General features: G+C 50.7%; 17 protein-coding genes. 5 read left to right on the forward strand and 12 right to left on the reverse strand.

The window, feature by feature from the left end:
• On the reverse strand, positions 1-1221 hold the full coding sequence (gene mdtG / locus SK32_RS02405) for a multidrug efflux MFS transporter MdtG (protein WP_005129095.1): 1221 nt from the start codon (positions 1219-1221) through the stop codon (positions 1-3).
• A 154-nt stretch (positions 1222-1375) separates the two neighbouring features.
• Complete coding sequence (locus SK32_RS02410) at positions 1376-2296, reverse strand: Kdo(2)-lipid IV(A) acyltransferase (RefSeq protein WP_005129093.1); 921 nt, start codon at positions 2294-2296, stop codon at positions 1376-1378.
• Positions 2297-2515: 219 nt separating this feature from the next.
• Here SK32_RS02410 and trhO point away from each other — a divergent pair, with 219 nt between their 5' ends.
• Positions 2516-3568 (forward strand): oxygen-dependent tRNA uridine(34) hydroxylase TrhO, encoded by a 1053-nt coding sequence (trhO, locus tag SK32_RS02415; RefSeq protein ID WP_040230660.1) that lies wholly within the window; start codon positions 2516-2518, stop codon positions 3566-3568.
• Positions 3569-3615: 47 nt separating this feature from the next.
• On the opposite strand, the gene SK32_RS02420 is transcribed toward trhO, so the two are convergent.
• The 9 genes from SK32_RS02420 to mdtH all read right to left on the reverse strand — a co-directional run bounded on the left by SK32_RS02420 (position 3616) and on the right by mdtH (position 10536).
• Complete coding sequence (locus tag SK32_RS02420) at positions 3616-4191, reverse strand: YceI family protein (protein ID WP_048211216.1); 576 nt, start codon at positions 4189-4191, stop codon at positions 3616-3618.
• Position 4192: 1 nt separating this feature from the next.
• Positions 4193-4759 (reverse strand): cytochrome b, encoded by a 567-nt coding sequence (locus SK32_RS02425; RefSeq protein ID WP_005129081.1) that lies wholly within the window; start codon positions 4757-4759, stop codon positions 4193-4195.
• A 261-nt stretch (positions 4760-5020) separates the two neighbouring features.
• Positions 5021-5134, reverse strand: coding sequence for a YceO family protein (locus SK32_RS24170; protein ID WP_071887361.1), 114 nt, complete (start codon positions 5132-5134; stop codon positions 5021-5023).
• 52 nt (positions 5135-5186) lie between these two features.
• Positions 5187-6305 (reverse strand): N-methyl-L-tryptophan oxidase, encoded by a 1119-nt coding sequence (gene solA / locus SK32_RS02430; RefSeq protein WP_048211217.1) that lies wholly within the window; start codon positions 6303-6305, stop codon positions 5187-5189.
• Positions 6306-6584: 279 nt separating this feature from the next.
• Positions 6585-6839, reverse strand: a complete 255-nt coding sequence (bssS, locus tag SK32_RS02435; protein ID WP_003036154.1) for a biofilm formation regulator BssS — start codon at positions 6837-6839, stop codon at positions 6585-6587.
• A gap of 339 nt (positions 6840-7178) precedes the next feature.
• On the reverse strand, positions 7179-7424 hold the full coding sequence (dinI, locus tag SK32_RS02440) for a DNA damage-inducible protein I (RefSeq protein ID WP_048211218.1): 246 nt from the start codon (positions 7422-7424) through the stop codon (positions 7179-7181).
• Between the two features lie 74 nt (positions 7425-7498).
• Positions 7499-8545 carry a dihydroorotase gene (gene pyrC / locus SK32_RS02445; protein WP_048211219.1) on the reverse strand — a complete coding sequence of 349 codons (1047 nt, stop codon included), beginning with the start codon at positions 8543-8545 and terminating at the stop codon, positions 7499-7501.
• Positions 8546-8650: 105 nt separating this feature from the next.
• Positions 8651-9211, reverse strand: a complete 561-nt coding sequence (locus SK32_RS02450) for a lipoprotein (protein ID WP_048211220.1) — start codon at positions 9209-9211, stop codon at positions 8651-8653.
• 116 nt (positions 9212-9327) lie between these two features.
• Positions 9328-10536 carry a multidrug efflux MFS transporter MdtH gene (gene mdtH, locus SK32_RS02455; RefSeq protein ID WP_048211221.1) on the reverse strand — a complete coding sequence of 403 codons (1209 nt, stop codon included), beginning with the start codon at positions 10534-10536 and terminating at the stop codon, positions 9328-9330.
• A gap of 260 nt (positions 10537-10796) precedes the next feature.
• Here mdtH and rimJ point away from each other — a divergent pair, with 260 nt between their 5' ends.
• The 4 genes from rimJ (at position 10797) to murJ (ending at position 14748) form a co-directional block, all read left to right on the forward strand.
• Positions 10797-11381, forward strand: coding sequence for a ribosomal protein S5-alanine N-acetyltransferase (rimJ, locus tag SK32_RS02460; RefSeq protein WP_005129064.1), 585 nt, complete (start codon positions 10797-10799; stop codon positions 11379-11381).
• A gap of 35 nt (positions 11382-11416) precedes the next feature.
• Positions 11417-12064, forward strand: a complete 648-nt coding sequence (locus SK32_RS02465) for a YceH family protein (RefSeq protein WP_048211222.1) — start codon at positions 11417-11419, stop codon at positions 12062-12064.
• Between the two features lies 1 nt (position 12065).
• Positions 12066-12989: a Gfo/Idh/MocA family protein gene (locus tag SK32_RS02470; protein WP_048211223.1), complete on the forward strand. Its 924-nt coding sequence runs from the start codon at positions 12066-12068 to the stop codon at positions 12987-12989.
• Between the two features lie 223 nt (positions 12990-13212).
• Positions 13213-14748 carry a murein biosynthesis integral membrane protein MurJ gene (gene murJ / locus SK32_RS02475; protein WP_048211224.1) on the forward strand — a complete coding sequence of 512 codons (1536 nt, stop codon included), beginning with the start codon at positions 13213-13215 and terminating at the stop codon, positions 14746-14748.
• Between the two features lie 88 nt (positions 14749-14836).
• Here murJ and flgN read toward each other — a convergent pair whose 3' ends face one another.
• Positions 14837-15259: a flagella biosynthesis chaperone FlgN gene (gene flgN, locus SK32_RS02480; RefSeq protein ID WP_048211225.1), complete on the reverse strand. Its 423-nt coding sequence runs from the start codon at positions 15257-15259 to the stop codon at positions 14837-14839.
• Positions 15260-15262: the final 3 nt, after the last annotated feature.

Here is a 15262-nt window from a genome sequence, read left to right on the forward strand (position 1 = left end):
TCATCCCAGGACCTGAGATCCCCGGCGGCGGCGCAGACTGTTCCATGAGTAGATTGCGTTGAATAACACAACACCAGCGGTGACGCAGAAGACGGCACGGAAGCCATAATTTGCCGATATAGCAGCTCCCATTAACGGCCCAGTAACGTTGCCTATATCACGAAACGACTGGTTGTAGCTAAAGATACGCCCGGCGATTTGGTTGGTTGAGTTATACACCAGCAAGGTCTGTACGGCAGGCAGCAATGCGCCATCAGCGGCACCCAGTAAAAAGCGCAGCACGCCTAGCTGCCAGGGCGTCTGGACGAATGACATTGGGATCAGCAGCAGTACGGAGATAACCAATGCAACGATCAGGATCTTCTCCGGACCAATCCTGTCACCCAATTTGCCGAGCTTTGGTGCACTGATTAAGGCCGCAACACCGGGTACAGATGCAATCATCCCACTGATAAACGCGATATTGCTGACATTACCTGCAAGCTCCCGTACATACAGCGTCAGGATTGGCGCAATGGAGCCGGTTGCAACCTGAATTATCAGGGTAGTGACAAACAAGCTCAGCACCAGCTTTGGATTCTTTAACGACGTCACGACTTCGCGAACGTGCAGCATCTCTTTCTTGCTCACTGGCTGGAAGCGTTCACGGATAAAAAAGAGAGTCAGAATAAAACAGATCAACAGCACCAGGGCTGTGATGAAAAATACAGGGCGCAGACCATACTGATCGGCGAGTAACCCGCCCGCCAGTGGCCCAAGTAAAGCACCGCTAACGCCGCCGGTGGAAAGTGTCCCCAACGCCCAGCCGCTTTTATTGCGTGGCACCTGGGTTGCGATCAGTGCGTTGGCATTAGGAATAAATCCACCGAGCAAACCCAGCAGGGCGCGCAGGATCAAGAATTGCCAGATATTTTGCGCCAGCCCCATCAGCAGCATGACGATGGCCATGCCCAGCGCCGAGCGTAAGAGCATGATTTTCCGGCCTTTACGATCGGCCAGTCCGCCCCAGAAAGGTGAGGCAATCGCTGAAAACAGGAAGGTGATACTGAATACCAGCCCTGACCACATATTCAGGGCACTGTGACCCGTCACGCCAAGACTCTCGACGTAAAGGGGTAAAAATGGCATGACCAGGCTAAATGCTGCGCCGGTTAAAAAACAGCCCAGCCAGGCAACGGTAAGGTTGCGTTTCCAGTTTATGGGGACATCAGAGGGTGACATAGCGATCCGCAGTGTGATGCGCTGTTTGCGCTATCGAGTAAATATAAATAAGCAGGCTAATTATGCGCCTGGTTGATAGTTGCTGCAATGCGGATAGCAGTTAAACCTAAAAGGGGAGAGAAGGTGTTGCAGCCCACAGGACTGCAACAAAGACTCAGTACAGAGACGGGGAGCCTTCAGGGCGTGTCTTGAAGCGGCGATGTAACCACATGTATTGCTCGGGGGCCATCATAATGCATTTTTCAACGATTTTATTCATCCAGGCCGCCGTTGTTTCAGCATTGTCCAGCGGTGGTGAACACTCCGGTGGCAGCATGATCAATTGATACCCCTTGCCGTCAGGTTTGCGACGGGGAACAAATGGCACCAGGCAGGCATTCGACATTCGGGACAGCATCCAGGTTCCGGACGTCGTCGCAGCCTGTTCAACGGCGAACAAAGGCACAAATACACTGGCGCGAGGGCCATAGTCGTGATCCGGCGCGTACCAGACCACTTCACCTTTCTTCAACGCTTTAATCATCCCTTTCAGGTCTTTACGATCGAGCATTGATTTATTGGAGCGCATACGCCCCCAGGTTTGTAGCCAGTCGAGCAGAGGATTGTCGTTAGGACGATACACACCAATTCCCGGCTCTTGTAAGCCAAACTGGCGTGCACCCAACTCGAGGGTCAAAAAGTGCAGACCAACTAACAGGATCCCACGCTTTTGTGCCTGAACGTCCCGGATATGCTCCATTCCGATAACTTCAGTCCAGCGTGATATTCGCCTGTCGGACCAAAACCAGGCCATGCCGGTTTCCATTACGCCCATACCGACAGACTCAAAGTTTTTTACCATCATCTGCTGGCGTTCCTGCTCGCTCATTTGCGGGAAGCACAGTTCCAGATTGCGGGAAACAATCTTTGCCCGACGTTTCATCAAGCGTAATGCCAGACGGCCTAATGCGCATCCCAATTTATAGAGCACTGGGTAGGGTAACTGTACGATTAACCAAAGGATGCCAATACCCAGCCAGGTTAACCAATAACGCGGATGCAGTAGCGCAGCCGAAAACTTGGGTAAATTCGTCATGTCTATCCTGTCTTCTAACGACCAATTCCCTGTATTGTCGCATTTTTTTGCGCGTATCTAAAATTTACGACGGGAGAGTGGTGATTAAACCATCAATTGTTGTTGCGTTTTTATCGTGAAGTATGAAATGTAGCGTAAAATGTGTGGATGTAAATTGGCGAAGTTTGCTTTATCATGCCGGCCGATTTTCATTTTTACTGATTGCAGGATACGTACACCATGCCAGTGTTACACAACCGCATTTCGAATGACGCGCTCAAAGCTAAAATGCTGGCGGAATCTGAGCCGCGCACGACGATTTCATTCTATAAATATTTCACCATCGCTGATCCTCAGCAAACGCGTGATGCACTGTATCAACTGTTCACTACACTGAATGTGTTTGGCCGCGTATATCTTGCACGGGAAGGCATTAACGCACAAATCAGTGTACCGCAAAGTAACGTTGATGCGTTTCGCCAACAGTTATACGCATTTGATCCTGCATTATCCGGGTTGCGTCTCAATATTGCATTAGATGATGACGGCAAATCTTTCTGGGTTCTGCGCATGAAGGTCCGTGAGCGAATTGTTGCGGATGGCATTGATGATCCTGATTTTGACGCCAGCAACGTGGGTGATTATCTGAAGGCAGCTGAAGTGAATGCCATGCTGGACGATCCGGATGCGGTGTTTATTGATATGCGCAACCACTATGAATATGAAGTGGGTCACTTCGAAAACGCGCTGGAGATCCCGGCAGACACCTTCCGCGATCAGCTGCCGAAAGCGGTAGAAATGATGCAGGAGCATAAGGATAAAAAAATCGTTATGTATTGTACCGGGGGGATTCGTTGTGAGAAAGCCAGTGCCTGGATGAAACATAACGGGTTTAGCAAAGTCTGGCACATTGAGGGCGGCATTATTGAGTATGCCCGCAAAGCGCGTGAGCAGGGGCTGCCTGTGCGTTTTATCGGCAAAAATTTTGTTTTCGATGAACGCATGGGAGAGAGGATCTCTGACGATGTGATTTCGCATTGTCACCAGTGCGGTACCGCATGTGACAGCCATACCAATTGCAAAAACGATGGCTGCCATCTGCTGTTTATACAGTGTCCAGCCTGTGCGCAAAAGTATAAAGGCTGCTGTAGTGAACTGTGTTGTGAAGAGAGCGAACTACCGGAAGAAGAGCAGCGCCGCCGTCGCGCGGGGCGTGAGAATGGCAATAAGATCTTTAATAAATCGCGTGGTCGTTTAAATACTAAGCTCGGTATTCCCGATCCTGCGCAATAACACGATGCCGGATGGCGGCAAAAGCCTCATCCGGCATCAATAGGATGTTATTTCTGCTGTACGCCTTCCACCGAGATAATTAATTCGACTTCCTGCGAAGCGGGACCGAGATCGGTGGTAATGTTGAAATCCTTCAGCTTTATTTTCCCTTGAGCTTCAAAACCGGCGCGTGTGCCACCCCATGGATCGCCCCCTTGACCCATCAACTTTGCATCCAGTATTACCGGTTTGGTGACGCCGTTCAGGGTCAGGTTACCGGTGATATCTAAATCGTTGCCCTCTTTCTTCACGCTGGTGGACGTAAAGGTGGCCTGCGGGAACTTGCTCACATTGAGGAATTCTGCACTACGCAGGTGTTTGTCACGTTCGGCATGATTGGTATCAACACTGTTGGTGTTGATGGTGACATTGACTTTATCGGCAGCCGGATTTTTCTCGTCAAAGGTAAATGTGCCGTCGAAGTCTTTAAATGTGCCGTACAGCCAGCTGTATCCCAGATGCTGAATGCGGAAATTAACAAAGGCATGCTGTCCCTCTTTGTCAATTTTGTAATCCGCCGCGATAGCAGAGCCGGTCGTGAATAATAAAGAGGCGAGTGTGAGTCCCAGCAGGTTTTTTTTCATTTTAAGCTCCATAGTCAGATGACGATTTTCCCAACATGCGATTAAGGGTATCGTCGTTATCGATAAAGTGATGTTTCAGGGCCATTAACCCATGCAGAAGTGATAAAACCACCACGGCCCACGCGAGCCACAGGTGCACGCTACCGGCGATGTCGGCTTGCACGCCTGCGTTGGCAAACGTGGCGGGAACATCGAACCAACCAAATACGCTTATTGCTTTACCGTCTGCGGTAGAGATCAGATAGCCGCTGATGCCAATAGAAAAAAGCAGGGTATACAGCGTGAGGTGGCCCAATGCCGCCGCAATACGGGTTAAACGGGAATAGCTTTTCAGTGCGGCAGGGGGAGGGGAAACAACCCGCCAGACAATGCGGACAACCAGTCCCATCATCAGCAACACACCGATACTTTTATGCAGTTCAGGCGCCTGGTGATACCAACCATCGTAATAACTGAGTGTTACCATCCATAAACCCAGAGCAAACATGCCATAGACGGCAATAGCGACCAGCCAGTGTAATGCGGCAGACACCACGCCATAGCGCTGTGGACTATTATTGAATTGCATAAATACACCGTTAGATATTTCAGAAGTGAATGAAAATGGCGCGTAAAAGACATTAATGCAACTAATAAATAACAATGGTGATGATATTTGTTTTTATTTCAATAAAATTGATTGATTAAAGGCGCAATCATCAAATCGTTAGTGTGAGTGGCCATTGAGAAGGGCTTGAAAACAAGGAAGGATGAAAATTATGTTATTCAGTTTATTGCGATGAAATTAAGAAATTATCAGTTTTTGTCAATTAATGTCAGCGCATATAGATTAGAAGAACATAATATATATGACGTCCATAATCGCCAGCAGCGACCATAAAATAATGTAGAGCATGAAATGCTCGCGAATATTATTAACCAGATAGTTAAAGATGCGGCGCATCAATGTTATTCCTGTCATTTAAAATGGCCTCACCAACGAGGCCATTGATCAATTATCGCTTAAAACGGGACAGCCTGAATGGCGTCAGGTCAAAGGCTGACGGTTTACCCTGGGCAAACTCAGCCGCAATTTCGCCCAGTACGGAAGCAAACTTAAAACCGTGTCCGCTGAGTCCGGTAATCACCAGCGTGTTGTCATGGTCTGGCAGCGTATCGATAATGAAGTCTTCATCTGGCGAGTTATCGTAAGTACAGGATGCACCATGCAGACAACAGCCGATGCCAGGCAAAATAGCGCGCAGGAATGGGAAGGCTTCCGAACCATCGCTGGCGACAGCGGCAAACGGTTTACGTTCTTCAGGTGAATGAATGACCTGTCCGCCGTTATGCCTGCCAATTTTTAACTCGTCATTTTCAGCCGGAAAACCGTAGTATTGATCGCCATTAGGCAGTTCGCCGGTAAATGCCGGGAATTTGTTTTTGACACTGTAGCGCCCGTCAGCCTGATACCATGCGAATACCTTACGCACCGGCTGTATCGGCAGTTCAGGCAATAATGCCTTGACCCAGGTGCCGGCGCTGACGACAACTTTTTTCGCGTGGTAGTCACCATCGGCTGTTGCAACCGTTACGCCATCATCGTGGTGATGAATTGCCGTGACGGGGCATTTAAACAACTGCGCACAACCTGCCTCTTCAGCCAGGCGAATCCAGGTTTTAATGGCTAGCTCACTGCGCAAAAAACCGGATTCGGCTTCAAACAGCCCGATATAGTTTTCAGGTACGCGAATTTCTGGCCAGCGAGTCATGATGGCTGCTGCATCCAGCTGTTCGACATTGAGTTGCCACTGTTTGGCACTTTGCGCCACGGTCGCTAAAAAGGTCGAATCTGCAGGACCCAGGTTGATAACGCCAGAGCGAACAAAAACAGGCTCTTCATTTTGTGCGGAAAGTTCATCCCACAATGTTTGCGCACGTAGCACCAGCGGAACGTATTTTTCACCTTCGCCATACGCATGACGAATTAATCGTGTATCGCCGTGGTGGCTGCCCTGTTGATGCGGTGGCATATGCGCATCGATCATCAGAACGTTGAGACCGGCGCGAGTGGCGTAGTATCCGGCTGCGGCGCCCACGGAACCGCTGCCAATAATGATTAAGTCGTATTTCATCCGCTTCTCTCTGCAATCGCGATAGTATACCTTAAATAATTCGAGTTGCAGGACCAAACGCCCGGGCCGTTTTGAACAGCGCCCCCGAAGGGGTGAGGCCGTAAGGCCGAATCACGCGGCGACGCAGCGAATCCCAGGGATGGGCCGAGTAATAAAGCCAACGCATATGCAACTTGAAGTATGACAGGTATAGCAGAGTAAATAACTGACCCGGAATATTCAACCTGCAAATAAGAAAGGCACCATGAAGGTGCCTTTTGATGGTGTGATGTATCAGGTTTAATGTCGCTGATACTCATTTACCTGGTAATCGCCAGATTCAATTTTAGCGATTCCGGCTTCTAATATCGAAATAAATTGCCTGGCAACATCAGTGGTTAACCAGAGCGTTTGACCGACCTCAGTCCCATCCGGGTCCGGACGATTCGGGGTCTGGTAGTGCAAACGCAGCATCAGCGCATCGTAGCTATCAACAGTGCTGATGTCCCATCCTACAAGCGGATGAGTCTGAATGACTTCATTATTCTTTTCCATCATGCCCCCTAATTCGTGTTACTAGACAACGGTTTTCGAGGTTCAATGCGTTTTTTTCTGAAGCAACTTCAGTATATCAATAAATAAGGGTATTCATTGAAAATTTAAAGAGGGCGGCGCATAAATTTTTTGTTTTCAGTGTTATATGATTAATAAAACAACATGTCATTCATTTTTTTTTAGCATGTTGTGCAATTATTTTGGTGTTTTGATTAAAAGATAATCAATGTGTTTAATATAAATTATCTGCTAGCGTGGTGAATGCAAGATTGATTTAAAGGATGCACGCATAAAAAAGCCGGGGCGACCCGGCAAACAAACATCACTGCATATCATTTTTTATTCGTTGATGAACCAGTCATCCGCGCTTTCCCAGGTTTCCTGTAGGATTTCGCTGATGCGTTCTTTGTCCTCTTTTGTTGCGCCAATAACCGACAAGTTGTTGGTACCGGCATAACGAACGGTAACGTTACCTTCGTTATCCGGAAAATGATGATGAATACGGCGGGAGAGTTCATCTGCCAGCGCGTCGATAGCACCGGCTGGTAAAGGTGAAGTTTTGGCAATAGTGACTTCAATACGCATAATAGCCCCCTGTTGTTTATACTGGTTATTTATACAGTTAACTGCGCCAGTTGACAACGGGAGGCTACACTTTTTTAGCGTTTTACTGACCAGCGTACCGTTTCACCGCCAAGGAAAGGCACCAACGTATCGTTTTCCAACGCAATGTTTTCCGGGACCAGGTGCTCCACGCGTTCCAGCTCAATAAAGGTCTCATTCACCGGCAAACCATAGAACTGTGGGCCATTGAGTGAGCAGAAGGCTTCGAAATGGTCCAGGGCGTTCATCTCTTCGAACACAGTGGCATAGCTGCCCAGCGCGGTTGGCGCATTAAAGCAGCCCGCACAGCCGCAACTGGACTCTTTACGATGACGCGCATGCGGTGCGGAGTCGGTACCCAGGAATGCACGACTGAATCCGCTGGCAACCAGTTCACGCAGCGCCTGCTGGTGAACGTTACGTTTGAGTATTGGCAGGCAGTACAGATGTGGACGAATTCCACCGACCAGCATATGGTTGCGGTTAAACATTAAATGCTGCGGTGTGATGGTTGCTGCAAGAAGCTCGTTGCCATCGCGCACGTATTCGGCGGCATCTTTGGTCGTGATATGTTCAAACACCACTTTTAGCGCGGTTAAACGCTGACGTAAGGGATCCATCACCGTTTCGATGAAACGTGCTTCGCGATCGAAAATGTCGATATCAGCGTGCGTCACTTCACCGTGCACCAACAGTGGCATCCCCAATTTTTCCATGCGCTCCAGTACCGGCATAATGGCATCGACCGAGGTTACACCCTGTGTCGAGTTGGTTGTTGCATTAGCGGGATAAAGTTTCGCGGCGGTGAAGACGCCTTCATTGAATCCACGCTCAAGTTCATTAGGATCCAGCGTGTCCGTTAAGTAGCAGGTCATTAACGGAGTAAAGTTATGTCCGGCGGGTACAGCGTCCAGAATGCGCTGACGGTACGCAATGGCCGCATCAACTGTCGTGACCGGCGGAGCGAGGTTTGGCATAACGATCGCGCGACCATAAGTTTCACTGGTATAAGGCACGACAGTTTTCAACATGTCGCCATCGCGAAGGTGAAGGTGCCAGTCGTCTGGGCGGCGGATCTTTAAAACCTGGGATGGTGCAGTCATTAATATGCTCCGGCTGAGGATAGTCTTTTTTGCCGGAAACAAAGGATAAGCGGAAACGTTTTCGTTTGCACGAAAAAAAAGGGCGCATTAGCGCCCTGTTGTTTATTAATCGGTGAACGGGATAATGATTTCACCCGGTTTAACCTCAATCCCTTTCGCCAGTTTTTTCGCCAATGCTTCGCCTTTGCTGCTGTCTTCACGCAGAATGTAGGCCGGTTGCTGGTTAAAGTAATTCCGCAGCGACTGATTTAAGTAGGGCATCAGAGTTTGCTGTACAGATTGCATTTTCTCTGGTGTGACGGTCGCATCGACCACTTCCATTTCTTGCAGATAAATCGCGCCTTTTTCTTTATTGAAGACTGGCAATGCTTTTAACTTCAACTTCATGGTCGCTTTCTGGCTACCAAAAAGGGAATTCATATCCAGATTGGCGTCGCCTGTCAGAGTCACTTTATTCGGTTCTTCGCGACCAATCTGGCTGGCGAGATTGGTCAGTACGATGTGGGCTTCAGCAACGCCAGGCAGACCAATATCTTTCGAGAAGTCGTTATGCTTAGCCAGTGCCTGATTAATCTCTTGCTCGCTAACCGTGTATTGTGTGAGTTGATTACAACCAACCAACAGGCCGCTGACAATCAGTGCAGCAGCAAAAAAAATCTTTTTCATGGGGTTCCTCAACATGATACTTGTGGCGTAATCGTGACACAAAGCAGCATCCAGCACCAGCGGCCCGGGCACCAGCAGAAAAAACTGAAATTGAGTCCGGGACGTCTGGTCAGCTATCAGGCATCAGGTTCCAGCATGCCGCGTGACGGGCGTTTATGGCTAAACTGCCAACCCAGCGCGAGGAAGGTGATAAAGCCGATAATGCCGAGCATCATCCACGGGAGTTCTGGCTGTGACAGTGCTTTACCCATGTCAAACAGCCAGCCGCCACCGATATAACCGATGGCACCGCCGATGGCTAATCCGAGGCGGCTAAAGCCCATGTAACTGCCCCGTGCGCGCGCATTTGCCAACGACGCGCTCAACGTCTCGCGCGCCGGTTCGGCGATGATAGAACCGATATAGAAGGTGCAAATCAGGGTGAAAAGCTGCTGTAAATTCCCGACCAGACCGATGGGCATCATGCTAAGAGACATGATCAGCAGGCCTGCCATCAGCCGATGTTCAAGACGAAAACGTTTTTCACTCCAGCGGGCGATAGGGTAGAGCAGCGTTAAAGAGAGACACGCTTCGATGGCATACATCCACTTCACGGCGGCCGGCGAACCGGCAATGTCATTAACCATAATCGGCAGCATCAACATAACCTGTACCGCCAGCATGTAATACCCCGCCAGCGTCAGGACATAGGTGACAAAGCGTTTGTCATGCATCACATGGCTCATGCCTTCGCGCACGGGAATCTTCACGGTAGATAGCTTCCATGCCGGAAGTAGCCAGGCGTTAAACGCGGCGCACAGAACGAACAAAATCGCGCCTACGGCGCAAACCAGACGGAAATCGTACTGTAACAGCCAACTGCCGAGCAATGCGCCGACCACGGCACCGGCACTGTCCTGCATCATCAGAATAGAAAAAAAACGCCCGCGCTTTTCCGGGCGGATCAGTTTGACCACCAGAGCCGAGCGGGGCGGGTCGAATAACGTACCACCTAAACCGGAGAGGAAACAGGAGAACCACAATAGCCAGGGTTCGTGTGCAATCCCCATCGTGGCGAACCCGGCGGCACGCATCAGCATACCGGTCACAATCATCGGTTTGGCACCAAAGCGGTCAGCAATTGCGCCGCCAAAAATCCCCAGACCTTGCTGGATAAATTGGCGCAATCCAAGTGCGATACCGACCATCACGGCGGCCCAGCCCATTTGGTCGACGAAACGGATAGAGATCAGTGGGAAAACGACAAAGAAACCCAGCACGACCAGCATATTATCGATGAGCAGGAAATATTTACCCAGGTTCCTTGCCTGCGAGACTTGCGACATTTCCCCTCCAGGGAAAAAACTCGTCACTCGGTGGAGAGTTTAAAAGATAAGCACCTTCTATTCTGCGGTGTCGTTTGTGCTTTTCCCACCCTTGGCGGGACAATATTTTTTTATCAAAAGTCAGTCTTGATAGAGAGTTTTCATCAAAAAGTGTGAATAATTCAAAAAATGGCATTTTGCTCTTTTCACACGGTGTATTTGCACAGGTATAGTAATGCGAATTGCGTATTGAAGACGTTACGGGAAGGAGTAGGTATAGAATGTTTGGCTATCGCAGTAACGTGCCAAAAGTGCGCTTAACCACGGACCGCCTGGTCGTGCGTTTGGTGCATGAGCGTGATGCCTGGCGTCTGGCAGATTATTACGCAGAGAATCGTCATTTCTTAAAGCCCTGGGAACCTATCCGCGATGAAAGCCACTGCTACCCCTCTGGCTGGCAGGCGCGTCTGAGCATGATCTCTGAATTCCATAAACAAGGCACAGCCTGGTATTTCGCGTTGCTCGATCCTGACGAAAAAGAAATTATCGGCGTTGCGAACTTCTCGAACGTGGTGCGCGGATCTTTCCACGCCTGTTATCTCGGTTATTCCATTGCGCAGAAGTGGCAAGGGCAGGGGCTGATGTACGAAGCCCTGACCGCCGCTATTCGTTATGTGCAGCGGACGCAACATATTCACCGCATTATGGCGAACTACATGCCACACAATAAGCGTAGCGGCGATTTGCTGGCGCGACTCGGCTTTGAGAAAGAAGGATATGCAAAAGACTATCTGCTGATTGATGGACAGTGGCGCGATCATGTGCTGACGGCGTTGACAACATCAGAATGGACCCCCGGTCGCTAAGTTTCAGGCGCACGGCCTGAATAATGGAGAAGACGATGAAATACGAATTAACCGCCACCGAAGCCCGTGTGATTGGCTGCTTATTAGAAAAGCAGGTTACTACACCGGAACAATATCCCCTTTCCGTGAATGGTGTGGTGACCGCGTGTAATCAAAAAACCAACCGTGAACCGGTGATGAATCTATCGGAAGCCGACGTGCAGGATCAGCTTGATAACCTGGTAAAAAGGCATTTTCTGCGTACGGTTAGCGGCTTTGGTAATCGCGTGACCAAATACGAACAGCGGTTCTGTAATTCAGAGTTTGGCAATCTTAAGCTTAGCGCGGGTGAAGTGGCATTGATCACCACGCTGTTACTCCGTGGCGCTCAAACACCGGGTGAATTACGTAGCCGCGCATCCCGCATGTATGAGTTCAGCGATATGGCGGAAGTGGAGTCGACGCTGGAGAAACTGGCTACCCGGGAAGATGGCCCTTATGTGGTCCGCCTGGCGCGTGAACCTGGGAAACGAGAAAGTCGATATATGCACCTGTTTTGTGGCGAGGTTGATGAGTCACTCGCTGCGGCAGATGAACCGCAGGCGGCGTCCGGAGATTTGCAGGCGCGTGTTGAAGCGCTGGAAACCGAAGTGGCAGAGTTGAAACAGCGGCTCGATTCGTTATTGGCACACCTGGGAGACTAACGTGGGAAAATTGCGTATTGGCGTGGTCGGGTTAGGGGGCATCGCGCAAAAGGCATGGTTGCCAGTGTTGGGCGCATCTGCGGACTGGACGCTGCAGGGCGCATGGTCTCCCTCGCGGGAAAAAGCGCAGCGTATTTGTGAAACCTGGCGAATGCCATACGTTGATTCCGTACAGAATTTAGCGGCAACCTGCGATGCCGTTTTCGTTCATTCCAGTACCGCCACTCACTACGCCGTAGTGAGTGAGTTGCTGAATGCCGGCGTTCATGTTTGTGTGGACAAGCCGCTGGCAGAAAATCTGCGCGAAGCTGAACAACTGGTGGAGCTGGCGGCGCGGAAAAAACTGACGCTAATGGTTGGATTTAATCGTCGCTTTGCGCCGCTGTATCAGGATCTACAGGTGCAGTTGGGCAATGCGGCGTCAGTCCGTATGGACAAGCACCGTACGAACAGCGTCGGGCCGCACGATCTGCGTTTTACGCTGCTGGATGATTATCTGCACGTGATAGACACCGCGCTGTGGCTGGCAGGAGGAAAGGTTCAACTTAATGGCGGCACGCTGTTAACAAATGACATCGGTGAAATGCTTTATGCTGAACATCATTTTTCTGCCGATCAGCTACAGATAACCACCAGTATGCACCGCCGTGCTGGTAGCCAACGCGAGAGTGTGCAGGCGGTGACGGACGGTGGCCTGATTGACGTTACGGATATGCGTGAATGGCGTGAGGAACGTGGGCAAGGCGTAGTGCACAAGCCGGTAGCAGGCTGGCAAACCACCCTGGAACAGCGTGGTTTTGCCGGATGCGCACGCCATTTTATTGAGTGCGTGCAAAATCAGACGGTTCCGCAGACGGCAGGCGAACAGGCGCTACAGGCCCAGCGCGTTGTTGAAATGCTGTGGCGGGAGGCGATGGCGGAATAACCCCCTGTAACATCTGGCGGTAGTAATTCAATGTAATCCAGGTACTATATGCCAACTCAAAAATAACACCTCTTTTCAGCCCTTGACTGGTTTGTTGGCTTGATAAGACGCAAAGGCGTTGCCAGCAGGCACTGCGAAATTATCGGATATCGGCGCTTATGTCTTATCCGGTAAATGGGCTGATTATGCGGGGTTCTGCCTCAGAGTCTGGAATACAACATAGATGAATTTATTAAAATCGCTGGCAGCCGTCAGCTCGATGACGATGTTCTCACGTGTGCTGGGTTTTGCGCGTGATGCGATTGTCGCCAGAATCTTTGGCGCAGGGATGGCGACAGATGCCTTTTTTGTGGCATTCAAACTTCCTAACCTGCTGCGCCGCATTTTTGCTGAGGGAGCGTTCTCTCAGGCGTTTGTACCGATTCTTGCCGAATACAAAAGTAAGCAGGGCGAAGACGCCACCCGCGTGTTTGTCGCCTATGTTTCCGGGCTGTTGACGCTGGCGCTGGCCGTCGTCACGGTGGCCGGGATGCTTGCTGCGCCGTGGGTGATAATGGTCACCGCGCCAGGGTTTGCCGATACTGCAGATAAGTTCACACTGACCACCCAACTGCTGCGAATTACCTTTCCTTATATTCTGCTGATCTCATTGGCTTCGCTGGTGGGGGCAATCCTGAACACCTGGAACCGCTTTTCCATTCCGGCGTTTGCGCCCACGTTTCTGAATATCAGTATGATCGGCTTCGCGCTGTTTGCCGCGCCTTATTTCCATCCGCCGGTGCTGGCGCTGGCGTGGGCTGTCACCGTGGGCGGTGTGCTGCAATTGGTTTATCAGCTTCCACATTTGAAGAAAATTGGCATGCTGGTGCTGCCGCGCGTGAACTTCCACGATGCCGGGGCGATGCGCGTCGTGAAGCAAATGGGCCCGGCGATCCTTGGGGTCTCTGTCAGCCAGATTTCTCTCATCATCAATACGATTTTCGCCTCGTTTCTGGCTTCCGGCTCGGTTTCATGGATGTACTATGCCGACCGCCTGATGGAGTTTCCGTCTGGCGTACTCGGCGTAGCATTGGGGACTATCCTGCTGCCATCGCTGTCCAAAAGCTTTTCCAGCGGTAATCATGACGAGTATTGCCGTTTGATGGACTGGGGCCTGCGTTTGTGTTTTCTGCTGGCATTACCGAGCGCCGTAGCGTTGGGTATTCTGGCTAAACCGCTGACGGTTTCTCTGTTCCAGTACGGTAAATTTACCGCCTTTGATGCTGCCATGACCCAGCGTGCGCTGGTGGCGTACTCGGTTGGTTTGATTGGCTTGATCGTGGTGAAAGTGTTGGCTCCAGGTTTCTATTCGCGCCAGGATATTAAAACGCCGGTAAAGATTGCCATTGTAACGCTGATTATGACCCAGGTAATGAACCTGGCGTTTATCGGGCCGCTGAAGCATGCCGGGCTGTCGCTGTCGATTGGTCTGGCAGCGTGTCTGAACGCGTCATTGCTGTACTGGCAGTTGCGTAAGCAGAAAATCTTTACTCCCCAACCGGGTTGGGCCTGGTTCCTGATGCGACTGGTGATTTCTGTGCTGGTGATGTCGGCCGCGCTGGTAGGGATGCTTTACATGATGCCGGACTGGTCTCAAGGTACGATGTTATGGCGTTTGTTGCGTCTGATGGCCGTCGTGGTGGCAGGTATTGCAGCTTACTTTGCTGCTCTCGCCGTGCTGGGCTTTAAAGTGAAAGAGTTTGTACGCCGGACGGCGTAATGAACATCCTATGCCGGATGGCGGCGCAACGCCGCATCCGGCCAACAGAATAGCGTTGCCTGATAAGCACAAGGCCATCAGGCAATCATCAAATAGAGAATTTCTTCCCGCCGCGATGTGCCGCAGAGGTCTGGCCGTTCGCGCCATACAGCGTCGGCTCCTGGTGCGGTTTCAGCACTTGAATTGCCTGTTGATTGCGTTCGATTTGCCCTTCGAGCAGCCAACCATTGTGCTGGTTGAGATCGCGCAAATGCTGTGTCTTCCTGGTGATAGTCTGCCAGCGCTCAGCAATCTCATCATTGGCGCTGCGCGTGGCATCATTTTCCAGGCGGCGCTGCTGTTCCAGATAATCGAGGGTGGCCAGCAAAGAACTTTTTTCTTCTGTAATTCGCTGTAGCTGGCTACCGTTGATCTGCCCTGCAGAAAGCTGATGCTGCTCAGCATCCATCACCGTTTTCAGGTCATTGAGGACGGTCGTCATCTGATCAAGTATTTCTGACAAACGAGTCATACT

The organism is Citrobacter sp. MGH100 (assembly GCF_001034465.1).
Taxonomy (GTDB): domain Bacteria; phylum Pseudomonadota; class Gammaproteobacteria; order Enterobacterales; family Enterobacteriaceae; genus Citrobacter; species Citrobacter youngae.